Source organism: Celeribacter baekdonensis, from assembly GCF_003047105.1.
Lineage (GTDB): Bacteria > Pseudomonadota > Alphaproteobacteria > Rhodobacterales > Rhodobacteraceae > Celeribacter > Celeribacter baekdonensis_B.
In genome coordinates, this window is record NZ_CP028475.1 from 3,150,659 (window position 1) to 3,174,155 (window position 23,497).

Consider the following 23,497-nt stretch of genomic DNA (forward strand, 5'->3'; position numbering starts at 1 on the left):
CAAAATCCGACTATTTGATAAAAAGCCGTTGCCGAAACCGGTTTCGGAGGCCCAGTGTGGGGCCGAGGAGGCGAATCAGGTGAGCTCAGACGTCAAATTAGATCGACGCTCCCGCGACAATGGGCGGGTGACGATCAGTGATCTTTCACAGGCACTGAGTCTGACGAAAGGCACCGTCTCCCGTGCCCTCAACGGCTATCCTGACATCGCCGAAACCACGCGTGTGCGCGTCATTCGCGCCGCAAATGCGATGGGATACCGCCCGCTCAGTCATGCCCAAGCCATCAAAACCGGACGCAGTTGTTCTTTGGGCCTGGTGATCCAATTGTCCGAACATGATGCGCACCGGCCCTTTTTGGCGGAGTTTTTGGCCGGATTGACCCAAGCCGCGTCAAAAGCGGGCTGGACCCTGACGGTTGCGACGGCGGAAAATGACGCCGACACGCTGCGGATTATGCGCGATCTGGTTGTGCATCAAAAAGCCGATGGGTTTATCTTGCCGCGCGTGCTTTGGGATGACCCGCGTATCGCAAGCCTCACACGCGAAAATACGCCCTTTATTTGTTATGGGCGGCCAAAAGATTCACGCGAAATGTCCTATTTTGATGTCGAGGGTGAGGTCGCGATGGCCGAAGCGGTCAGCTATCTTGCTGGCCTCGGCCATCGGCGCATCGCCTATATCGGCAGTGCCGAATACTATGCCTTTTCGCATATGCGCCGTGACGGATACAAAGCGGGCATTGATGCGATGGGGTTGGGGTTTGATCCCGATCTGATGCAAGAGGGCGCGCTGTCCCCGGAGCAGGCAAGCGTTGCCACACGCCGCCTTTTGGCGCTCGGCACCCCGCCCACCGCCATCATTTGTGCCACGGATAGTTTGGCGCGCGGGGTCTATGATGTTGCCAATGAACTGGGCTTGGCCATTGGCGCGGATCTGTCGGTCGTCGGTTACGATGGCTCGCCCGAAGCCTCCGCCATGTGGCCCAGATTGGCCAGTTTCGCCGTTGATACCCGCAAAGCTGGGGCGACTTTGGGCGAAATGTTCATCGCGCGTATCCGCGATCCCAATGCGCCTGTTGCCCAACACTTGATCCGGGCCGAATTTCGCCCCGGCGGCTCCACAGGACATCCAAAACTGACGCCAGAGCAACTGGTGCACGCATTGGCCCAACGACGGGCCACACAAAACATCTGACGCAACTCATCTAGGGAGAGAGACATGCGACTTACCAAACTGACACTTATGACAACGGCGGCCACCGCCTTGGCATTGTCCAGCCTCGGCGCATCCGCCGATACGCTGCGGTTTTGGACCACCGAAGAACAGCCCGAGCGTTTGGCCCGGCAAGAGGCGATGGCCGCAGATTTTGAGGCCAAAACCGGCCACACGGTCGAGGTGATCCCGGTCACCGAATCCGATCTCGGCACCCGTGCGACCGCGGCGTTTGCTGCGGGCGATTTGCCGGATGTGATTTACCACCCGTTGCAATACGCGCTGCCTTGGGCCGAGGCCGGCATTCTTGATACAGACGCGGCCGCCGACGTGATCGAAGAGTTGGGTGTCGATACATTTGCCCCCGGTGCGCTCGCAATGGCGGCGATTGACGATGGCTATGCCTCCGTTCCGGTCGATGGTTGGACCCAGATGATCATCTACCGCAAAGACCTGTTTGACGCGGCGGGACTTGCCGCGCCGACGTCTTATGCCGCAGTTGAGGCCGCTTTGGCCAAATTGCACAATCCGCCCGAAATGTATGGCTTTGTTGCCGCGACCAAGGTCGACGAAAACTTTATGTCTCAGGTGCTCGAACATGTGTTTTTGGCCAATGGCGTGAGCCCCGTTGGTCCCGATGGGTTCAAGCCGCTTGATGTCGCGAAAACCACAGAAGTGCTTGATTTTTATAAAGCCATTGCGGATGCATCGCCTCCGGGCGATCTCTATTGGGATCAATCGCGCACGCTGTATTTCTCGGGCAATGCCGCGATGATCATCTGGTCGCCGTTTATCCTTGATGAACTCGCAGGCCTGCGCGACAGCGCCCCGCCCACGATCAACGATGACCCAACATCGCCGGAATTGGCCTCTAAAACCGGTATCGTCACCACCTTTTCCGGCCCGTCCAATCCCGATGGCGCGGCATGGGGTGACATTCGGTATTTCGGCATCACCTCAGATGCGTCCACCGACGCGGCGGAAGAGTTCGTAAAATATTCGATGGACGAGGGCTACACCCAGACCCTGTCGATCGCGCCCGAAGGAAAATTCCCGGTGCGGCGCGGCAATGCCGAAGATCCGGAAGCGTTTTCCAAGGCCTGGGCGGAACTCCCGGTTGGCGTCGATCGCAAAGCCCCCTTGGGTGAGCTTTATGCGCAAGACATGATCGACGAAATCGTCGGCGGTTTGGATGTGGCGCAGCGGTGGGGCGTCAAAGACGGCCAGCTCGCATTGGCGTCCAAAATGATCAACTCTCAGGTCATCAACCGCGTTGTGCGCGAATATATCGACGGCAAAGTTGATGCAGCCACCGCCGTGGCGGAGATGAATAAAGAGCTTGGCGCAATCGAATAAGCGCCCTCTTTGCTCTCCTGCGGGGCGGTAGGATCGCCCCGCTTTTTCTTACACCGGACACGGGGTGACACCATGTCGGACATCGGACCTCCGCGCGGGGCCGGGCCATTGGCTCGGACCGAGGCGCGCCTTGCTTGGGGGCTTTTGGCTCCAACCATCACCGCCGTTTCTCTTGTGGTGATCCTGCCGCTTTTGGCGATTTTCTGGATTTCGGTCAAACCCGTCTCGCTCTCTGATTTGCGCGCGCCGGACCCCATTGTGCGCGAGGATTTGCGCGGCAAACCCAGTGTGGCGGGCGATGAGGCGACGCTGCGCTACCGTTTGCGCAACTCCTCTCCGAAATCTGAAATCACCGGGGTCACGCTGACCGATAGCTGGCCTGTGGGTCTGAGCCTTGCGGGTGATCTTGATCCGCGCTGCACGATTTCGGATGCGATGCTGCGCTGTGACTTGGGTGATTGGGAGGGCGGGTTTCGTGACACATTGACGATCCCCGTGGTGACCGATCAGGCATTTTTTGACCAAGCCACCGACGTCGAGGCCAGCGTCGTCAACGTCGATGGCAAGGCATCTTTTGTGCTCACCAATGGCAACTTCACGTTGAAGAACTTTGTATCCGTATTTGATGGTGGCGAGTTCTGGTCTGTGTTGGGTGTGACCCTATTTTACACCATCTTTGGCACATTGGGCGCGATGATTATGGGGCTGTTCGCCTCTCTCTTGCTCAATCATTCGTTTCGCGGACAAGGCATTTTGCGTGGCCTGTACCTGTTCCCCTATGTCGCGCCCGTCATCGCCGTGGCCTTTGCGTGGATCCTCTTGTTTGATCCGTTCTCTGGGTCCGCCAATGCGCTTTTGATCCAAATGGGAGTCACGGAGGGCGCGATCAACTTCTTTGGCGAGCGGCCTTTGGCGCTGATCATGGTCACTTTGTTTGAGATTTGGCGCTATTTCCCGCTGTCGTTCCTGTTCATTTTGGCGCGGATGCAATCCATTCCGACCGATATGTATGAGGCCGCTGACATGGACGGGGCCTCGCCGTTTCAACAATTTTGGTATCTGTCGATGCCGCAACTTTTGGGCATTCTATCGGTGCTGTTCCTGTTGCGCTTCATCTGGACCTTCAACAAATTCGACGACATTTTCCTTTTGACTGGCGGCAACGCCGGCACACGGGTTTTGACCGTCAATGTCTATGAACAGGCCTTTGCCGTGTCCAACATCGGTGCGGGGGCGGCGGTTGCCGTGGTGATTTTCGCCTGTCTTCTGTTGTTTTCCGTGTTCTTTTTTAAAGTCATGTCTCGGGAGGAAGGGCTATGAAGATGCTCCGGTTTGGCTATCTCACCGGCCCGATTTTGGGGGCACTATGGACCTTTATATTGGCCGTCACCGTCGCTGTGGCGATGAGTTTTGCCACGGGTGAGGCGTTTCGCCCATCATTGATGTGGTCGTTGCTCTTTGGTGGGCTGACCGGCTTTGCGTTGGTTGGGCGGGGTCACATGCGTGTTATCGTCCCGGTCCTCTGCATTATTTATTTTGCCGCACTGAGCCTTGGAATCGGCCCGGTTTTGACCGGAAATGTCTCTTTGATTGCGCGGTTGGCTGCGGCGCTATTCTTGGGCGTCGGGATCGGTTGGCCGATGGTGCGTTTTGTCGAAGACCTGCCCATGGGGACGCTCACGCGGCATGAATTCGAGGGTGCCGTCATCATGGCGCTCAAAGGGTTTGGCTATATTTTCTTCACCGCTATCGTCGTTATTCCCTTCTATGTGATGGTGATGACCAGCCTCAAAAACCAATCGCAGCTGATGCAAAACCCGCTCGATTTCTCGATTGACCTGTCACAAGGCTGGGGCCTGTTTCGCTCCTATTACGAGCTGATGACAGAGTTCAATTTCGGCTCCTATATGTGGACCTCGTTTTACATTTCTGTGCTCACGGTCCTGATCACCTTGGCCTTTGCCATCCCCGGTGCCTATGCCGTGGCGCGGCTCAGGTTTCGTGGTCAAGTGGCATTTTCGCGATCTATCTTATTGATTTATATGGTGCCAATGATCGTTTTGGCGCTGCCGATCTACATCGCCTTTTCGATGATGGGCCTGCGCAATTCGATCACGGGCATCGTGATGATCTATCCGGTCACGACCATCCCCGTGGCGCTTTATATGTTGCAAGGCTACTTTCGCGGCCTGCCCGCAGAAATCGAAGAGGCGGGGTTGATGGACGGTCTGTCACGGCTTCAAGTGATTTGGAAAATCACCCTACCGCTCTCGCTGCCCGCGCTCGCTTCGGTCTCGCTTTACGTCTTTATGATCGCGTGGAACGAATTTCTTTTGGCCTTCATGCTCTTGGATGATCCGTCAAAATTCACCCTGACACGCGGCATCGCCTCGCTCAACTCGTCTGAAATTCCGCGCCAACACTTGATGGCCGGGTCGGTCATCGCCACGGTGCCGATTATGGCGCTGTTTTTGGGCTTAGAGAAATTCATGACCAAAGGCCTGACGGCAGGGAGTGTCAAAGGATGACATCGGCAATCGAAAACCCCCTTGATCAAGCGGCGCGCGATGTCCTTTTGGGCAATGATCGCGGCGGCTACACCATCCCAACGGCGCGGCTTTACCCTTATCAATGGAATTGGGACAGCATGTTTTCCGCTTGGGGCTACGGCACGTTTGATATGGTGCGCGCGTGGCAAGAGGTCGATCTTTTGTTTGCCTCTCAATGGGATACCGGCATGGTCCCGCATATCATTTTCCACAACCCCGACCCGGATTACTTTCCGGGCCCTGGCGTGTGGGGCGCAACACATACGCCGCCCACCTCGGGCATTTCCCAGCCGCCGGTCGCCGCCACATTGATTTTGAAACTCTATGAAATGGACCCCGAGGCGGGCCTGCCGCATCTCAAAACCCTCTACCCAAAGCTGGTCGCGTGGCATGATTGGTGGATACGCGAGCGGTGCAAAGATGGCCCTGTGGCGATCATCCATCCGTGGGAATCCGGGCGCGACAATTGTCCGGATTGGGACATTGGCATGGAAGGGGTGCAGATCAATGAGGACGATCCTTACACTCGGCGCGACACGGGGCATGTGAACGCCGACGAGCGCCCGTTGAAATGGGATTATGACCGCTATCTCGCGATCTTGGCCTTTGGCCGTTCGGTCAACTGGGATGATCGCGCGATGTATGAAAATGGGCCGTTTTTGATGGCGGATCCCGGCATCAGTTTCGTGCTGTTGCGTGCCTTCATGGATTTGATCGAGATTGGCCGCATCTTGGGCGAAGACACCGCCGAATTGAGCGCTCAACAAGGCCAGCTTCGAGATGGGATCTCGAAACTTTGGAACGTGGAAAAAGGCTGGTTTGACGCCTATGATTTGCGTACGGGCGACTATGCCAATGTGCTCGGGTCGGGGGCGTTCTTGGCCTATTTTGCGGGGGTGTCTCGACCGGCCTTGGATGCGCATTTTGCGCGGATTTGGGACAAGGTGAGCTTTGGTGTGCCCTCCGCCGACCCGGAGTCCGAACGCTTTGATCCACGGCGCTATTGGCGGGGTCCGACATGGCCGGTGGTCAATTCCTTGATCGCCATGGGGCTAACAGACATGGGGCGCAATGAGGCCGAAACACGCCTGCGCAATGAGACCGCTGCTTTGATCGAGGCGGGCGGATTTTGGGAATATTATGACCCGCTCGACGGCACACCCTGTGGCGGCGCGTCCTTTGGCTGGACCGCCGCGATTTGGCTGACGTGGTGCGGTAAAGGCCGTACGGCGGCGCAAACGGCAGGCAAGGAGACAGAGTAATGGCAAGCATCGAACTTCAGGCCGTCGAAAAATGGTTCGGCAATGTTCAGGTGATCAAAGGCGTTGATCTAAAGATCGAGGAGGGTGAATTCATCATCTTCGTCGGCCCGTCGGGATGCGGAAAATCCACCCTGTTGCGGATGATCGCGGGATTGGAGGAAACGTCTCGCGGCAAGATCTTTGTTGGTGATCGCGATGCCACATCGGAGCCCCCCTCTAAACGCGGCCTGGCCATGGTGTTTCAATCTTACGCGCTGTATCCGCATATGTCGGTGCGTGACAACGTCGGCTTTGCACTCAAAGCGGCGGGTGAATCGAAAGAGGTGATTGCCCAAAAGGTCGATGAAGCGGCACATGTGCTCAAGCTCACCGATTATATGGATCGACGGCCCAAAGACCTCTCCGGCGGTCAACGTCAACGTGTTGCCATCGGGCGGTCCATCGTGCGCGACCCAACCGCATTTTTGTTTGATGAACCATTGTCAAATCTGGATGCCGCCCTTCGGGTTGAGATGCGCTACGAGCTTGCGAAATTGCACCGCTCACTGGCCTCAACGATGATTTATGTGACCCATGATCAGGTTGAAGCCATGACTTTGGCCGACCGCATCGTTGTCTTGGAGGCGGGTAAAATTGCGCAGGTTGGTTCACCCAAGGAACTTTATGAACGTCCCGGCAATCTGTTTGTGGCGCAATTCATCGGATCACCCAAAATGAACGTGATCCCGGCCACCGCCGTTGGTCGTGGCGATGCGGCCAAAGATTTCGGCGTGCGCCCTGAGCACATCACCGTTGTACCCGAAGGGCAGGGCGACCTCGACGGTGTGGTCGATGTGGTCGAATATCTGGGGGCCGATACCTATGTCATCATCGACGCAGAAAACGGCGCGGGCCAAATGACCATCCGCGATCTGGGCGATGCGGCGCATCAACCGGGCGAAAAGGTTGGCCTGAAATTCGCCGAAGGCCGCACCCATCTGTTTGACGCAGACGGGCTTGCCATTCGCTAAGGGGCCCGCGCCGGTGACGCCGCCCCTACTCGTCTCTGGCGAGAGGGGCGATCTCGGTGCGCGCTGCCGCCCAGCGATTGAGCCAGGCCAGACCCGCCAAGGCAAGTCCCAAGAACAGCAATGAGAAGATGCGGATAAGGCCCCCGAGGCCGCTGATGTCCAAGAAGAAAACCTTTGCCACGGCGAGACCGATGAACACCAATCCGATTTTGCGGAGCATGGCGTTGGGGCGGGCGAGGGATTGATAAAATACGCCCGCGCCGATCACCAGCAACGCAACAGTGTAGCTGTAGAGTTCTGGTTGATCCATTCCAGGCCATTCCATGCCCGTGGCACCGCGCCAGAAATGGCGGATCGTCAGAACCAACCACAGCCCGGTAAGGGCCAAAGCGGCACCAAGAAATGCCATCTTTTGTGGCTTTGAAATCGCGCGCAACCGCCATGCTCCGGCGCCGAGGGCGAGAGCTGGCAATAGGTAGGCCGGGATCAGCGTGTTGAAAATTTTCGGTCCCAAAATGAGGTTGGAATAGGAGCCGAACAGCGGGTTTGAAACGGTGATTGCCAGCAGGACAAGGAAGCCGCCGAGCAACACAAAGAGGCTCCCAAGGCCGAGACGAACCATGGCAAAAGCCCCGCCGATTTGCACCCGGTGCAGTTGCGCCATACCCAACACGATCCAAATCGTCGCGCCGATGCCAAAGGCCCAATGGCTGTCCACATCATTCACGCCGCTCAGGCTGACAATGGCGCGATAGAGCAGGATCGAGACAAGGATGCCGAGAGAGGAAAACACGGCGCTTTCCAACAGGATCATGGCGTTTTGACGCTGTGCGGCTTTCACCAAAACATAGGACACAGCAAAGGCCACAACCGCACCGCCATGGGACAACAGCATATCCGCAAGCGGGGCCTCAATTGCCCAGTCTTTGCCCGGATCAACCACCAGCCGATAGCCAACAAAGACAACGCCCGCGAGCATATAAAGGCTCATCAGCGGCAGGTTGAATTTCCGGTCCAGCCAGGCCGCCGCCACAATCGTCAGGGCGATGGCGGTGGTCAAGGCGCTGGAGCTGAACATAATGATCATCGCAAAGGCGATACAGGCCAAGGCGGAGAGGATGGCAAAGGACATGCGCTCGCGGTGCGCGGGGACGTCAGCGTGGGCAAACCGTTCCGCCATGCCGACCATAACCGCGCCAATGATCATCGCGTGAAGGGCCCAAGCATAGCTGCCCAGGTTGTCCGCGGGGTGCCAGAACACCTCCATTGCGATGGCCAAAGCGGGGGCCAAAGTTGCGGCCCCCAAAGCGACAAACATTTGCGCCGGACCGTTTTGCAGCGATCGCCACGCGCCAGCGATGGACAGCAAAAGCCCGATGGCCACGATGATACTGGCCATCAGGGACATTTGCGGCGCTTGGAAATCAGAGCCTAAGTCTTGCGACACTTGCCACAGCGGCGCGCCCGAGGCGACAATCGCAACCAACGCCCCTGCGGGCAGAATGGCCAAATCTACAAGTGCTGTGGCTTTGCGGGCCCACACCAGGATCGCGAGCGTGAGCAGGGACAGCATCGCCACAGCCGTCCAAAACAGATCGGCATGGGTTGTTTCAAATGTGGTAAAGAGAATGAGGCCGCTTGCCGCGAGGACCGAACCGCCCGCAAGCCGCACCGGAAATTCGGGCCATGCGATGTCGGCGTCTTTGGAGAACACGGTCAAGCTGAGCAGGGTTCCGGCGTGGTCTGGCATCCATTTGCGTACTGGGATCGCAATCGCGATCAACGCCAAGACTGTGCTGTACATCGTGAAGTAGAGCGGCGCTGGCCAACCGGCTGCGAGCATCAACATCGTGCCCGCGCCAAAGCCCGCAACCAGGGAGATGACCGAGACCCATGCCCAACGGCGCAGAGTGTCAATGGACAGTCCAACGGCGGTAATGATGAAGAAATACAGCAACAAGAAGGATGGCGTATCAGAGGCCCCGCCGATGATGAAGGGCGCGATCATCGCCCCAATCACACCGACAGCGGCCAAAAACGGCCCGTAGAACCACCCCAAAATCAGCGCCAAAGCCCCAACGATTGCCATGCCAATCAGCGCCATTTCTGGCCCGATAAAATTGTACAGCAGGCGGGCGGCAAGCACGCAGGCAAAGAGCGTAACAATCCCCGCGCCCGAGAATGTCGATGGCAAATAGGCGGTGCTACTGCTTTCATCATCGCCGTGACGTCGGCGAATATATTCACCGGCTGCGACCAAAGCGCCACCAAACACAAAGGCGGCGGTGATCCGCACGGCGGGCGGCAAAAGGCCCTGTTCCACACTGTAGATCACAAGGAAAATACCGGCCAAAGCCAAGGATAAGGCCGAGGCCACGTAGAACCAGTTCTTCGTCACCCATGTGACCAAAGCCTGAACGTTGTCCGCGTTAAAGACGACAGCTTGAGAGGGGGCTTCGGGTGTCGGTTCAGCCGGACCTTGGGCTGTGGTGGCCGCTGCGTGTGAAGGCATGTCGAGCGCTGCGGATTCCGGTTTGTGCTCGCCGGGTTTTTGGGCAACCTGTGGGATATTTGAGGCCGTGTACGCAAGGTCACGGGGAGCGGCTGTGGCCTGCACAGGGGTGGTTTGCTCGCCTGTGAGGACCCGTTTTTCGAGCGTTGCGAGGCGCTCTTTCAAATTGGCGTTCGAAATCAACAGATAAATAACGGCGATCGGCGTTGCGGCAACCAAAACAGCGAGAATAACAAACAGCGCTTCCAAAGACCCATTCCACATAATGAAAAATATCAGAGTGTTTGAGCAGAGCTTTTGATGAAAGTCTAGGCCAGAGGGTGGTCAAACTGACGGGGCGGGCTTTGCCCTGTGTCGCAATATGAGCACCAGCCCATATGCTCTTGGGCAGTTGATGTTGGTTTTGGCATGGGAGGGATGGTGGCGGTGCAGGGACTCGAACCCCGGACACGCGGATTATGATTCCGCTGCTCTAACCAACTGAGCTACACCGCCGAAGTGCCGCGTAGTTAGTCGGTCGGGCGCAGGGGGTCAAGAGGGAAATTGCGCCTGATCCCGAACAAATTGTGCATTCCAATCCCGATCTGATTTTTGCGGCCTGTGGGGGGCTGTTGCGCTGTCGGCTTGTTGCTTGGGAGATGATCCAATAGGTTCGCCCATAGGACGACAATCAGGGTGGGGTTTCTACGAATGGGCGCGGCACAGTGGGAATTTTGGATTGATCGCGGCGGCACGTTTACCGATGTGGTCGGACGCGCGCCAGATGGAACATTGCACACCCATAAGCTGCTGTCCAACAATCCCGAACGCTATGTCGATGCGGCGGAACAGGGCATTCGCGATCTGCTTGGGCTGAGTGCGCATGATGCGATCCCTCAGGGCTGCATTCGCGCCGTCAAAATGGGCACAACCGTTGCCACCAACGCGCTTTTGGAGCGCAAAGGCGAGCGGGTTTTGCTCCTTATGACCGAAGGGTTCCGTGACCTTCTGCGGATCGGCTATCAAACCCGGCCCGATCTCTTTGCCCTTCATATCAAGCGGCCCGATCTTTTGTATGAACAGGTGGCCGAGGTTCGCGAACGTCTGAATGCCGATGGCGGCGTGGTCATGCCGCTGGACGAAGAGGGGACGCGCGCCACGCTGCAAGCGGGCTATGACGCAGGTCTGCGTGCGGTCGCCATCGCCTTTTTGCACGCATATTTGAACCCTGATCACGAGGCCCGCGTGGCCGAAATCGCGCACGCCATCGGCTACACCCAAATCTCCACTTCTCACGATGTGTCCCGCCTCGCCAAACTGGTTTCGCGCGGCGACACCACTGTGGTTGATGCCTATCTCTCCCCCATCCTGCGCCGCTACGTCGATCAGGTCGCATCGGCACTTTCCTTGGGCCACGCCTGTGAACGGCTGTTGTTCATGCAATCCAACGGCGGCCTGACGGATGCTGCGCTGTTCCAAGGCCGTGATGCCATTTTGTCCGGTCCGGCAGGGGGGATTGTTGGCATGGTGCGCACGGGTGAGGCGGCGGGGTTTGACCGTCTTATCGGCTTTGATATGGGCGGCACCTCCACCGATGTGTCCCATTACGCGGGGCTGTATGAACGCTCGTTTGAGACCGAAGTTGCAGGCGTGCGGATGCGCGCGCCGATGATGGACATTCACACGGTTGCGGCGGGCGGTGGCTCGATCTGTACCTTCCGCGATGGGCGGTTTCAGGTCGGACCAGAGTCGGCGGGGGCCGATCCCGGTCCCGCCTCCTATCGTCGTGGCGGACCGCTTACGGTGACCGATTGCAATGTGTTTTTGGGCAAGCTGTCGCCCGATCATTTTCCGTCTGTCTTTGGCCCTGACGGCAACGAGCCGCTGGATCTGGCGGCCACTCAACGGGGCTTTGCGGCCCTGACCCAAGAAATCAACGCCGCCACCGGACAGTCGCTTGGCCCAGAACAGGTTGCCGAAGGGTTTCTCAAAATTGCGGTCGATAATATGGCCAACGCGATCAAGAAAATCTCGGTCGAGCGCGGCCATGATCTTAGCGATTATACCTTGCAATGTTTCGGCGGCGCAGGGGGGCAACACGCCTGTTTGGTCGCCGATGCTTTGGGCATGACGCGGGTGCTGATCCACCCGCTTGCGGGCGTGTTGTCCGCCTATGGCATGGGCTTGGCCGACATCCGCGCCCTGCGCGAGGCACAGGCCGATTGCCCGCTCTCGAACCTTGCTCCGGCAGAGGTTATAGCCGCGCGGTTGCAGGCCGAGGCAGAGGCCGAAGTTGCTGCCCAAGGTCTCGCGAATATCCGCATCCTCACCCGGGCGCATCTGCGCTACACGGGCTCGCATCAAACCCTTGATGTGCCGTTTGGCGCTGCATCGGATATGTCGCAAGCCTTTGAAGACGCGCATACATCCCGCTTTGGCTTTGCGCCTCCGGGGCGTGATCTGATCCTCGATATGATCGCGGTCGAAGCCATCGGTGGCACCGGGGAAGCGCCCACAGCCTGTCCCATGCCGACAGGCGAGGTCAGAGCCAAGGCCCGTGTGATGGTCCGCGCCGAAGGCTGGGGCGCGGTGCCGTTATATGATCGCCAGGCTTTGCCGCAAGACAGCGTCATCTTTGGCCCGGCCATCGTCGCGGAACCGACCGGCACCAATCTCGTCGAACCCGGTTGGTCGGCGCGTTTGGATCAGTTCGGCAACCTCATTTTGACCCGCGACACGGCCGCCGAACGCGTCGCGGCCATGGGCACGGATGCCGATCCGATCCTGCTTGAAGTCATGTCGAATTTGTTCATGTCTGTGGCCGATCAAATGGGCGCGACCTTGGCCAACACGGCGTGGTCGGTGAACATCAAAGAGCGCTTTGATTTCTCCTGCGCCATCTTTGACGCGCAGGGCCATTTGGTCGCCAATGCGCCACATGTTCCGGTGCATTTGGGGTCGATGTCCGACAGCATCCAAACCGTCATGCGGCTGAATCCGGATGTGGCAGAGGGCGATGCTTTCGTGCTCAACTCCCCCTATCGGGGCGGCACCCATTTGCCTGATATCACTGTGGTCACGCCGGTGTTCTTGGAGGGTAAACCCGCGTTTTGGCTCGGCTCGCGCGGGCACCATGCCGATGTCGGCGGGCGTACCCCCGGCTCAATGCCGCCCGACAGTCGCAGTCTCGAAGACGAGGGCGTCGTGATTGAAAACATGCGCCTGCTCAAAGACGGTGTGTTCCAGGAGGCGCATCTGCGCGAAATCTTGGCCTCTGGCCGCTATCCCGCGCGCAATATGGATCAAAACATCGCCGACCTTCAGGCCCAAGTCGCCGCCAATGAAACCGGGAAGCGTGCCTTGATCGGGGTGATCGCGCGCTACGGCGGGGCCACCGTCACCGCCTATATGCAGCATGTCCAAGACAATGCCGAAGCCTCGGTCCGCGCCGTGATTGACCGGCTTTCGGACTGCACATTCACCTACCCGATGGACAACGGCGCGCAGATCCAAGTGGCCATCACGGTCGATCGTGACACCCGCTCAGCCACCGTCGACTTCACCGGAACCTCGCCGCAACAAGACGGCAACTTCAACGCCCCCCTGTCGATTTCACGCGCCGTGGTGCTCTATGTCTTCCGCACGCTGGTGGGCAAAAATATCCCGCTCAATGAGGGCTGCTTGACGCCGCTGACGATCAAGGTGCCCGAAGGCTCCATGCTCAACCCGCGCCCCCCCGCCGCCGTGATTGCCGGCAATACCGAAGTGTCACAAGCCGCCTGCAACGCGCTGTTTGGGGCGCTTGGCGTGATCGCCGGATCACAAGGCACGATGAACAATTTCGTCTGGGGCAATGCGCGGTTTCAGAACTACGAAACCATCGCGGGCGGCACCGGCGCGGGCCCGAATTTTGATGGCTGCGACGCGGTGCAAAGCCATATGACCAACACGCGGATGACCGACCCCGAAGTGTTGGAATCGCGCTTTCCGGTCCGGCTTTTGGAATTTTCCATTCGTCAGGGATCAGGCGGCGCAGGTGCGCATCATGGCGGCAATGGCGCTGTGCGGCGGATGCAATTTTTAGAGCCGGTGACCGTGACAACGCTGTCCTCGCATCGGGTTATTCCGCCTTTTGGCGTGGCGGGTGGCGCACCGGGGCAGGTCGGCTGCAATTGGGCCGAACGGCCCGATGGCACGCGTGTCGCTTTGCAAGGCAATGATGAAATTGATCTGCCCACAGGCGGGATATTCGGAATGGAAACGCCGGGCGGCGGGGGCTTCGGAGAATAACCCTGCCCCTGTTTTCATTGCAGTGCAAATACTCTCGGTCGAGGCCCCCTGGGGGCATGGCTATTCGCCATGTGTCACCACCCAAGGCGTCTCAAACACATGTTCTTCCAAATTGGCTGTTTCACCGATGCGATCGACCACGGCGAACATTCCGCTGCCAGAAAGCGGCGTCAAAACCCCGTGCCATGTGCCTCGGTGAAAATTGATCGCCTGATGGCCATCCGTCAGAAACGCTTTGGGGGCGGCGCCCGGCCCGTCCGAGACGATCACCAAAAACGGATCATCGGACATCGGAATGAACGCTTGTGATCCTTCGGGATGCCTTTCAATCAAATCAAGCGTATAGGGCAGGGCGCGCAATTCGGCTTTGAAGATCGAAATGCCGACACGAGCTTCCATCACGTCGACCTTCGCGCGGTCATGGAATCGTCCACATTTGCCCGCATTGATCAGTTTGTCGGGCGTGCCGCGTGCCTCCAAGACATCGCCGTAGGGGGCAAAGGCTTTGGCCGTCAAAGGCGCGGTTGTGAGGGTGTAGCCCATCAGCGGCGGCCTGCGATTTCAAGAGAAACGTGGCGGTTCACATCCTTATAGAGCAGATAGCGAAACGGCTCATCGCCAGTGGCAATACAGGCCTGCGGGCAAAAAGCGCGCAGCCACATGAAATCACCTGGGCCGACCTCGACCCAATCTTTGTTCAGCAAATATTTAGCCGTGCCCGAGAGCACATAAAGCCCGTGTTCCATCACATGGGTTTCAGCAAACGGAATGCGGCCACCGGGCAGAATATTGACGATATTGACGTGGAAGTCATAGCGCAGATCGAACGGATCAAAAAACCGCTGTGTCGCCCAAACGCCATCGCAATCGGGCATCTCGCTTTTGGGGACATCGGTCTCATGTATGGTGAAGGCTTCGAGCGGATTGAGGCTTGCGATATGTTCAAACCGCTTGCGGAGCCAGTGAAAGCCAGCGGGGGCATCGGACGTGTTCCAAATCTCCCAAACAGCACCTGCCGGGATATAGGCGAAATGCCCGGACGTGAGGGTCGAACGCGCGCCGCCGATGGACAGGCGCAGCTCGCCAAAAGCCACAAAAATCACCGCTTGGGCAGAGCGATCCGGCTCGGGTTCAGAGGTGCCGCCACCGGGGGCCAATTCGACCGCATATTGCGCGAAAGTTTCGGCAAAACCCGTCATTGGCCGGGCCAGAACCCACATGCGCATGCCGTGCCAGCCGGGCAGAAAGCTGGTGACGATATCGCGTTGCACAGAGGCGGGGATGACCGCGTAGGCCGGTGTAAAAATCGCCGTGCTTTCGGGGTTTTCATTTTGAGAGGGCAGACCGCCGGGGGGAAGGCGTAGGTCATTCAGGGTGTTCCATGGTGTTAAACAGATCGGCCAGACGGTGCCAAGCGATGCGTTCGACTTGGGCGCAGGCCGTAGAGAATTCGGTGTCGCGTGAGTGCTCCAGACGGGTTTTGAACGCCGCAAGGATGCTGTCTTTGGTATTGTCTTTCACCGCGATGATAAAGGGGAAGCCGAATTTTTTGGTATAGTCCGCATTCAGGCGCTCAAAACCCGTGCGCTCATCATCTGTCAAAGCATCCAGCCCGGCGGAGGCTTGCTCTGCCGTGCTTTCCGCCGTGAGCCGTTTGGCGGTGGCGAGTTTGCCGGCGAGGTCTGGGTGTGCCGTCAAAACGCCGAGTTTCTCCGCCTCAGAGGCCGAGCGGAACATACGAAACAGCGCGGAATGGATGCCCACGGCGCTGTCGTGAGCAGGCCCGAGTTCCAGATCAAAAGCGCGTTCGGCAATCCATGGCGAATGCTCGTAGATGCTGCCAAATGTGTCGACGAACTTTTCGCGCGTCATCTGACTTGGGCGGGCTATGCGGGAGGGGGGATGAGTCTTGGCCCAGTGCCGCGCAATGTCGATGCGCTTCGGCGTCCAGACCCCGTCAAATCCTTGGATATATTCAATAAACTTCTTTAGTCCTGCGAGCTTTCCGGGGCGACCGATGAGGCGGCAATGCAACCCGATGTTCATCATTTTCGGCGTGCTCTCAGCGCCTTCGGCATAGAGCACGTCAAAGGCGTCTTTGAGATAGGTAAAGAATTGTTCGCCGGTGATATAGCCGGGGGCCGTGGCAAAGCGCATATCATTGGCCTCAAGCGTATAAGGGATGATCAACTGATCGCGCTCACCCGCTTCGATCCAATAAGGCAGATCGTCATCATAAGTGTCAGAGATATAGTCGAACCCACCTTCTTCGGCCACCAAACGCACGGTGTTTTCCGAACACCGCCCGGTGTACCAACCATAGGGCCGTTCGCCCGTGACCTCAGTGTGTAGCCGGATCGCCTCGGCAATCGCGGCGCGCTCTTCGGCTTCGGGCATGTCCTTGTGTTCGACCCATTTGAGGCCGTGCGAGGCAATTTCCCAACCGGCGTCTTGCATCGCTGCGACCTGTTCCGGGCTGCGGGCTAAAGCGGTGGCGACGCCGTAAATTGTCACCGGTATATTGGCGCCAGTGAACAGACGATGCAGCCGCCAAAACCCGGCGCGCGCCCCGTATTCATAGATGCTTTCCATGTTCCAATGGCGCTGACCCTGCCACATGGAGGCCCCGGCAATATCAGACAGAAAGGCCTCAGACGCAGCATCGCCATGTAAGACGCAATTCTCGCCGCCCTCTTCATAGTTCAGCACAAATTGCACAGCCACTTTCGCGCCGTCGGGCCACTGCGGATCGGGCGCGTTGGCCCCATAGCCCTGCATGTTTCGGACATAACGTGGCGGATTTTTTTGCATTTTGAGAGGCCTTCGTGGATTTTGACTAATTGGTAGGCTTTCGCTCGTTTTTTCTACGTTTGCCCTTAGGGAAGTGCAAAAGATTGATTGCCCTTTCCCACATCATAGGCCAGCCTTTGAGAGAAACGCATCGAAAATGAGCACAAAACACATGACTTCCGGGTTTTTGACCACCCATGTTCTGGACACGGCGCGCGGTGTTCCGGCCACGGGCCTGACGATCAGATTGTATGACTTGGGCGGTGGTGATCGCAAGCTTTTGGCGGAGATGGTCACCAATGCAGATGGTCGAACAGACAGTCCGATCCTGCCCAAAGAGTCGTTTTCAATCGGAACCTATGAGCTGATCTTTTATGCGGGGGATTATCTGCGGGCCTCAGGGCAGGGTGGGCAAGAACCATTGTTTCTGGACATCATCCCGATCGTTTTCGGCGTGAGTGACCCGACATCGCATTACCACGTGCCCTTGTTGCTATCACCTTTTGGCTATTCGACCTATCGGGGGAGTTGAGCACATGTTCATGGCGATTTTTTGGGAATGGGCCGAGTTCACTCTGCGTTGGGTTCATGTGATCACGGCGATCTCTTGGATCGGCTCGTCGTTTTATTTCATCGCACTGGATTTGGGGTTGCGCCCCTCTACTGACCGCCGTCAGGGCGTATCTGGCGAAGAATGGCAGGTCCACGGCGGTGGTTTTTACTTCATCCAAAAATACATGGTTGCGCCTGCGCGCATGCCCGCCGATCTGATTTGGTTCAAATGGGAAAGCTATGCGACATGGCTATCGGGCGTCGCCTTGATGTTCGTGGTCTATTATCTGGGCGCGGAACTGTATCTGGTGGACCCCAATGTGCTCGACATCGCGCTTTGGGCCGGGATCGGGTTGTCACTGGCCTCTTTGACGATTGGTTGGATCGCCTATGATTTTGTCTGCAAAAGCAAATTTGGCGACGACAACACGCGGTTGATGCTCTTTCTCTATGTCGTCTTGGTGATCATGGCGTGGGGCTATACCCAAGTGTTCTCAGGCCGTGCCGCTTTCCTGCACCTCGGGGCGTTTACCGCCACGGTGATGACCGCCAATGTGTTCTTTATTATCATCCCGAACCAGAAAATCGTGGTCAAAGATCTGGTCGAAGGCCGCACGCCGGACCCGAAATACGGTAAAATTGCCAAGCAACGGTCGACCCATAACAATTACCTGACCCTGCCAGTGTTGTTCATGATGCTGTCGAACCACTATCCACTGGCCTTCGCGTCGAAATACAATTGGATCATCGCGGCGCTGGTATTTTTGATGGGGGTCACGATCCGCCATTTCTTTAACACGATGCATAAACGCGGTGGCATGTTGTGGTGGACATGGGGGCTGACGGCGGGGTTGTTCGTGGCGATCATGTGGTTGTCGACGGCGGGGATTTTCCTTCAGGACAAAGAAGATGGCGACGAAGCTGCCGTGTTGGGGCCCGCGGCGCAACGGTTCGCCAGTGCCGAAGGTTTTGAGGATGTGCATGACATCGTGTTGGGCAACTGCTCCATGTGTCATGCCCGCGAACCTGCGTGGCAGGGCATGGCCTCGCCGCCCAAAGGGGTGCGGTTGGAGACGTCACAAGAGATCGCGACGATGGCGAAAGAGATTTGGCTTCAGGCTGGCGTCACCCACGCCATGCCGCCGAACAACCTGACCTATATGGATGACGAGAGCCGCGAGATGATCCGCAAATGGTATGAGGCGGGGCTTGAGGGCTAATCCCGCCTAGCCTTTCGAAAACCGCCAAAGAGTCTCTTGGGCATAGGTCTCACCGGGGCGTAAAACCACCGACGGAAACCCCGGCTGGTTCGGCGCATCGGGCCAGCGTTGCGCTTCCAAAGCCAGGCCACAAAACCCGACCTCAGGCACGCCGCGATGACCGGGGAAATTGCCGCTGCCAATCGGGGCCGCATCAAACACCTGTAGTCCCGGCTCGGTCGTTTCCATCACAAGGGTCACGCCGGTTTCACCTTTGAGAACAGCGGCTTGTTTTAGCTCGCCCGCCCGGTCCGAGAGGCAAAAATTGTGGTCATAGCGTTGGGCGTCCGAGGGCCGCAAAACCCGTCCCTCACTGAGGTCAAACCCAGTGCCCGCCACATCACACACCCCGGTTGGAATCATCCGGGCATCGACGGGCGTGTAGCGATCCGCGTTGAGTTTCAGCCAATGCCCCTCGGTGGTGGCGCGACCATCCAGCGACCAATAGGAGTGGTTGGCGATGTTCATAAAGGTCGGCGCATCGGTTGTGGCCGAAAGGCGCAGGCGCAGGGTCGCGGGGGCTTCAACCTCGTAACGAGCGGTGATCAGACGCGTGCCGGGAAAGCCACCTTTGCCGTCGGGCAGGGTGAGCGTCAGCGTGACTGAACGGTCCGTGTGATCGGCAATCTGCCAAATCTCGGTCTGTATCCCCTCGGCACCACCATGCAGCGTGGTTGCGCCCTCATTGGCGTCAAAGGTAAACACCTGCCCATCGAGCGTCGCAGAGGCCCCCGCAATCCGATTGGCCACAGGTCCGACCAAAGCGCCAAAATACCCCATTGGCCCGCCATCATAAGCGGCCAGATCATTGGACCCGAGCGTCAGCCCATAGGGCACGCCTTTGAGACGAACATCATTGAGGATCGCCCCAAAGGTCAGGATTTTGGCGGTTAAATCGCCGGCGTGGAGCGTGATGACATCCACCGGATGCCCCGCTTTCGTGGTGCCAAAGGGCGCAATCATTCAAATGCCGTCCGAAAAGCCGCGTATAGCCCCGCCTGCACCATGTCTGTGCGGTCATAGACGGTGTGCATGGCATATTGTGCATTCAAGGCCATCCCATAAGTTGCGCACAGGTCGGCATCGCCAATCAAAGCAATCGGTTGGCCCAGCCAATAGGGCCGCGTCGCCGCCAATTCCGCTCCGATCAACAGGCCAAGGGCCGTTGCGCGGGCACGGGCAGGGAGCAGAGTGCCCAAATACGCTTCGGCTTCAAGCGAGGCGATGCGGTAGCTGAACTGTTCTGGCCGCGACATTGCGTCCGATACGGCATCTGTAAAGACCGTGTCGTCCAAAGCCTCGCCGGACAAGAATGCCTCATAGCCCGATTGCTGTGCCAGCCCGGTCATCATCACCCCGGTTGCGACCGACCGAAACGACACCACCTCTTCGGCTGAGATATGCGCCCAGACCGTCATGCGCGCGCCGGGCAGGCACAGGACGCCATCGAATTTTGGGGTCAGGGCCACAAATCCCGCAATCGCCGCCTCCATGCCAAGGGTCACATGGCGTGGCTCCTCTTGCGACAAGGCCGGGAAATACAGCGGTGAGGTGGCGGAAAAATGCTCTGGCATCGCCAGACACGGCACTGCACGGGGCGCGTGGGCGAAGCGCCCAGCGGCCACAATCGGCGTGTTTGTTGGGGTGGCCCAGCCCTGCAAAACCGCCCCAAGGGCGGCGTCAAACCCGGCGGTGTCGGTCGGGGCCTCCGCTTTGGCCTCGGCCAAAACCGATCCCTTTGCGTCCATGCCCCAAACGGTCAAATCGCGCGCGGTCCAATCGACGGCAATCCAGTCTGGCGTGGTCATTGTCATCCCCATGGTCATCCCGATGCTTTTGCCCATTCCCTCAGCGTTAGCGCGCAGAGCGGCATGGTGCAATGGTGTGAGCGGCTGGGGGGATTAGCTTTTCAGTTCTGCCGGATAGCCTGCCGCTTTCAACGCGGTGAGAATGGCCTCGTCGCCCGCCTCGGAAAACACGTCAATTTCACGCGCATCCATGTCGGCGGAAATTTCAACCGTGTCATCCACAGCCTCAAGCGCTTCGGTGATCGCGGCTTTGCAATGGCCGCAGCTCATATCAGGAACGGAAAAGACAGACATTCATTTGACCTCATGCAAAAGGGAAAGGGGGATAGGGCGCTATGTCACGGCGTGGTGGCTTGCCCTAACGGTATCAGACTCCTACTTAACCTCTATGGACCAAAAAGCCAGAGCGACAAAAATGCACAGCACCCGTTTATCCGTCGAAGGCATGACTTGCGCCTCTTGTGTGGGCCGTGTGGAGCGCGCCTTAAATGGCACTGCGGGCGTGACCAGCGCCAATGTGAATTTGGCCACGGAGACGGCAGAGGTGACCTTTGACGCCCCGGCGGATGTTGCGGGCTTGGTCGCGGCCTTGGACAAGGCGGGTTATCCGGCACGGACCGAAGAGGTGACCTTTGACGTTCAAGGCATGACCTGCGCGTCCTGTGTCGGTCGGGTCGAACGCGCGCTTGCTGCGCTTGAGGGCGTGCGCGAGGCCTCTGTCAATCTGGCGGCTGAGACGGCGCAGGTGCACTATCTGGCGGGCGTTCAGAATGTCGAGAACCTGACCAAAGCCATTGCCAAATCCGGTTATGAGGCGCGGGCGCGGATGGATCGCGAAGCCGCTCCGGTCAATCGCAAAGCCGATGAAGCGCGCCTGTTGCGCAAACGGTTGATCTTGGCCGCCACGCTCACCCTGCCGATTTTTGTCATCGAGATGGGCGGGCATTTGATCCCGGCGCTGCATCATTGGTGGATGATGGCGGTGCCGGAATGGCTTTGGCGGATGGTGCAATTCGCGCTCACATTTGTGGTGCTCGCGGGGCCCGGTCGGGTGTTTTTTGCCAAAGGTATTCCGTCGCTGTTGCGCGGTGGCCCGGATATGAACGCGCTTGTGGCGCTGGGCTCGGGCGCTGCCTTTGTCTATTCCACCGTCGTGACCTTTTGGCCGCAAGCCGTGCCGATGGGCGCACAGAATGTGTATTTCGAAGCCGCCGCCGTCATCGTCACGCTGATCCTGCTGGGGCGCTGGTTGGAGGCGGGGGCCAAGGGGCGCACCGGAGAAGCGATCCGCAAACTGGCCGGGATGCGTGCCAAAGTGGCGCGGGTTGAGCGCGCGGAGACTGTGGTCGAACTTCCGATTGAAGAGATCAAGGTCGGTGACGTCTTACACCTGCGTCCGGGTGAAAAGATTGCCGTTGATGGCCGGGTGCTCACGGGGGAAAGCCATGTTGATGAGGCGATGATTTCCGGCGAACCGATTCCTGTGGCCAAGGCTGAGGGCGCGGCGGTGATTGCGGGCACGGTCAACGGCGAGGGTAGCATGACCTATGTCGCCGAAAAAGTCGGTGCCGATACGATGCTGGCCCAGATCATCCGTATGGTCGAAGAGGCGCAGGGCGCGAAACTGCCGATCCAGTCGCTGGTCGACAAGGTGACGATGTATTTTGTGCCCGCGGTGATGGCGCTGGCGCTGCTGACGGTTTTGATTTGGCTGATCTTTGGGCCGGAGCCCGCCTTGGCCCACGCGCTTGTCGCCGGGGTTGCGGTGCTGATCATCGCCTGTCCTTGCGCCATGGGGCTGGCGACGCCGACCTCGATCATGGTGGGCACCGGGCGGGCCGCCGAGCTGGGGGTTTTGTTCCGCAAAGGCGATGCGTTGCAGGCGCTTCAGGGCGTTAAAGTGATCGCCTTTGACAAAACCGGCACGCTCACGCAAGGCCGCCCGGATGTGACCGATGTGATTGTTGTGAACGGAGAAGAAGACGCCCTGCTTGCCATGGTCGCCGCCGCTGAGGCGCAGTCCGAACACCCGATTGCTCGCGCCATTGAACGCGCGGCTGAGGCGCGTGGGTTGCGTTTGCCAGAGGTGGCCAAAGCACGTGCCGTGGCTGGGCATGGCATGAAGGCCGAGGTCGGAGGCAAAGACGTCCTGATCGGCAATATGCGTCTGATGAGCCGGGAAAAGATTGCCGCAGAGGCGTTCGAAACGCCGTTGTCCAATTTGGCTGAGCAGGGCCGCACCCCGGTTTTGGTGGCGGTGGATGGCGTTCCCGCTTTGGTGATCGGGATTTCCGATCCGGTCCGCCCAACCTCGCGCCGCGCCATCGAGGCGCTGCATGCGCGCGGGATCAAGGTTGCGATGGTGTCCGGCGACACGCGCAAAGCCGCCGAAGCCATCGCGCGTGACCTTGGTATTGATCATGTCGAGGCCGAGGTTTTGCCCAAAGGCAAAGCCAAAATCGTTGCCGCGCTGCAAGAGAGTTTCGGGTCCGTCGCTTTTGTTGGGGATGGGATCAATGACGCCCCCGCTCTGGCCTCTGCCGATGTCGGCGTGGCGATTGGCACCGGGACCGACGTGGCGATTGAGGCGGCAGATGTGGTGTTGATGGGGGGCGATCCGGGGGCCGTGGTCACCGCTTTGGATGTCAGTCGCAAAACCATGGCCAATATCCGGCAAAACCTGTTTTGGGCGTTCGCCTATAACGCCGCCCTTATTCCGGTCGCGGCCGGTGCGCTCTACCCCGCTTTTGGGATTCAATTGTCGCCAATGTTGGGCGCGGGTGCGATGGCGATGTCTTCGGTTTTTGTGCTTTCAAACGCCTTGCGCCTGCGTGGACTGCGTGCCGCGTTTTAGGCTCATCGGTGCCTCCGGCCGCCTTCAATATATTGCAAAGGGCGCTACATTTACACGTATAGG

Annotated in this window: 17 protein-coding genes and 1 tRNA gene; 10 read left to right on the forward strand and 8 right to left on the reverse strand. The window is 58.6% G+C overall.

Annotation, left to right across the window (positions count from 1 at the left end):
• Window positions 1-79: 79 nt before the first annotated feature.
• The 6 genes from DA792_RS19160 (at window position 80) to DA792_RS19185 (ending at window position 7,390) form a co-directional block, all read left to right on the forward strand.
• The gene (locus DA792_RS19160) at window positions 80-1,195 is read left to right on the forward strand and encodes a LacI family DNA-binding transcriptional regulator (protein ID WP_254679313.1); all 1,116 of its coding nucleotides are present in this window, start codon (window positions 80-82) and stop codon (window positions 1,193-1,195) included.
• Between the two features lie 24 nt (window positions 1,196-1,219).
• A complete protein-coding gene (locus DA792_RS19165; RefSeq protein WP_107722106.1) occupies window positions 1,220-2,569 on the forward strand; it encodes an ABC transporter substrate-binding protein in 1,350 nt (449 codons plus the stop codon).
• Window positions 2,570-2,641: 72 nt separating this feature from the next.
• Window positions 2,642-3,889 (forward strand): carbohydrate ABC transporter permease, encoded by a 1,248-nt coding sequence (locus DA792_RS19170; RefSeq protein WP_107722108.1) that lies wholly within the window; start codon window positions 2,642-2,644, stop codon window positions 3,887-3,889.
• A complete protein-coding gene (locus DA792_RS19175; RefSeq protein WP_107722110.1) occupies window positions 3,886-5,097 on the forward strand; it encodes a carbohydrate ABC transporter permease in 1,212 nt (403 codons plus the stop codon). The genes DA792_RS19170 and DA792_RS19175 overlap by 4 nt, the downstream gene beginning before the upstream one ends.
• Window positions 5,094-6,380, forward strand: a complete 1,287-nt coding sequence (locus DA792_RS19180; RefSeq protein ID WP_107722112.1) for an MGH1-like glycoside hydrolase domain-containing protein — start codon at window positions 5,094-5,096, stop codon at window positions 6,378-6,380. Before DA792_RS19175 ends, DA792_RS19180 begins: the two co-directional genes overlap by 4 nt.
• Window positions 6,380-7,390, forward strand: coding sequence for an ABC transporter ATP-binding protein (locus tag DA792_RS19185; RefSeq protein WP_107722114.1), 1,011 nt, complete (start codon window positions 6,380-6,382; stop codon window positions 7,388-7,390). Before DA792_RS19180 ends, DA792_RS19185 begins: the two co-directional genes overlap by 1 nt.
• A 25-nt stretch (window positions 7,391-7,415) precedes the next feature.
• On the opposite strand, the gene DA792_RS19190 is transcribed toward DA792_RS19185, so the two are convergent.
• Window positions 7,416-10,151 carry a DUF2339 domain-containing protein gene (locus DA792_RS19190; protein ID WP_159075324.1) on the reverse strand — a complete coding sequence of 912 codons (2,736 nt, stop codon included), beginning with the start codon at window positions 10,149-10,151 and terminating at the stop codon, window positions 7,416-7,418.
• A 169-nt stretch (window positions 10,152-10,320) separates the two neighbouring features.
• Window positions 10,321-10,397 (reverse strand) — tRNA-Met (locus DA792_RS19195).
• A gap of 195 nt (window positions 10,398-10,592) precedes the next feature.
• On the opposite strand from DA792_RS19195, the gene DA792_RS19200 reads away from it, so the two are divergent.
• Window positions 10,593-14,171, forward strand: a complete 3,579-nt coding sequence (locus DA792_RS19200; RefSeq protein ID WP_107722119.1) for a hydantoinase B/oxoprolinase family protein — start codon at window positions 10,593-10,595, stop codon at window positions 14,169-14,171.
• Window positions 14,172-14,231: 60 nt separating this feature from the next.
• Here the strand turns inward: DA792_RS19200 and DA792_RS19205 are convergent, their stop codons facing one another.
• From DA792_RS19205 to puuE, 3 genes are read right to left on the reverse strand one after another with little or no spacing between them, the layout of a single operon-like run.
• The gene (locus tag DA792_RS19205) at window positions 14,232-14,714 is read right to left on the reverse strand and encodes an ureidoglycolate lyase (protein ID WP_107722121.1); all 483 of its coding nucleotides are present in this window, start codon (window positions 14,712-14,714) and stop codon (window positions 14,232-14,234) included.
• On the reverse strand, window positions 14,714-15,568 hold the full coding sequence (locus tag DA792_RS19210; RefSeq protein WP_439099399.1) for a bifunctional allantoicase/(S)-ureidoglycine aminohydrolase: 855 nt from the start codon (window positions 15,566-15,568) through the stop codon (window positions 14,714-14,716). The genes DA792_RS19205 and DA792_RS19210 overlap by 1 nt, the downstream gene beginning before the upstream one ends.
• Window positions 15,537-16,982: an allantoinase PuuE gene (gene puuE / locus DA792_RS19215; RefSeq protein WP_107722123.1), complete on the reverse strand. Its 1,446-nt coding sequence runs from the start codon at window positions 16,980-16,982 to the stop codon at window positions 15,537-15,539. Before puuE ends, DA792_RS19210 begins: the two co-directional genes overlap by 32 nt.
• A 151-nt stretch (window positions 16,983-17,133) precedes the next feature.
• Between puuE and uraH the strand changes: the two genes are divergently transcribed.
• Both uraH and DA792_RS19225 read left to right on the forward strand, forming a co-directional pair.
• Window positions 17,134-17,493 (forward strand): hydroxyisourate hydrolase, encoded by a 360-nt coding sequence (uraH, locus tag DA792_RS19220; RefSeq protein ID WP_107722125.1) that lies wholly within the window; start codon window positions 17,134-17,136, stop codon window positions 17,491-17,493.
• A gap of 4 nt (window positions 17,494-17,497) precedes the next feature.
• A complete protein-coding gene (locus DA792_RS19225) occupies window positions 17,498-18,733 on the forward strand; it encodes a urate hydroxylase PuuD (RefSeq protein ID WP_107722127.1) in 1,236 nt (411 codons plus the stop codon).
• Window positions 18,734-18,739: 6 nt separating this feature from the next.
• On the opposite strand, the gene DA792_RS19230 is transcribed toward DA792_RS19225, so the two are convergent.
• The 3 genes from DA792_RS19230 to DA792_RS19240 form a co-directional block, all read right to left on the reverse strand.
• Window positions 18,740-19,735: an aldose epimerase family protein gene (locus DA792_RS19230; protein ID WP_107722129.1), complete on the reverse strand. Its 996-nt coding sequence runs from the start codon at window positions 19,733-19,735 to the stop codon at window positions 18,740-18,742.
• Window positions 19,732-20,580 carry a 2-dehydro-3-deoxygalactonokinase gene (locus DA792_RS19235; RefSeq protein WP_159075325.1) on the reverse strand — a complete coding sequence of 283 codons (849 nt, stop codon included), beginning with the start codon at window positions 20,578-20,580 and terminating at the stop codon, window positions 19,732-19,734. The genes DA792_RS19230 and DA792_RS19235 overlap by 4 nt, the downstream gene beginning before the upstream one ends.
• Window positions 20,581-20,673: 93 nt before the next feature.
• Window positions 20,674-20,874, reverse strand: coding sequence for a heavy-metal-associated domain-containing protein (locus DA792_RS19240; RefSeq protein WP_107722134.1), 201 nt, complete (start codon window positions 20,872-20,874; stop codon window positions 20,674-20,676).
• 121 nt (window positions 20,875-20,995) lie between these two features.
• Between DA792_RS19240 and DA792_RS19245 the strand changes: the two genes are divergently transcribed.
• On the forward strand, window positions 20,996-23,434 hold the full coding sequence (locus DA792_RS19245) for a heavy metal translocating P-type ATPase (protein WP_107722135.1): 2,439 nt from the start codon (window positions 20,996-20,998) through the stop codon (window positions 23,432-23,434).
• The last annotated feature ends 63 nt before the right edge of the window (window positions 23,435-23,497 follow it).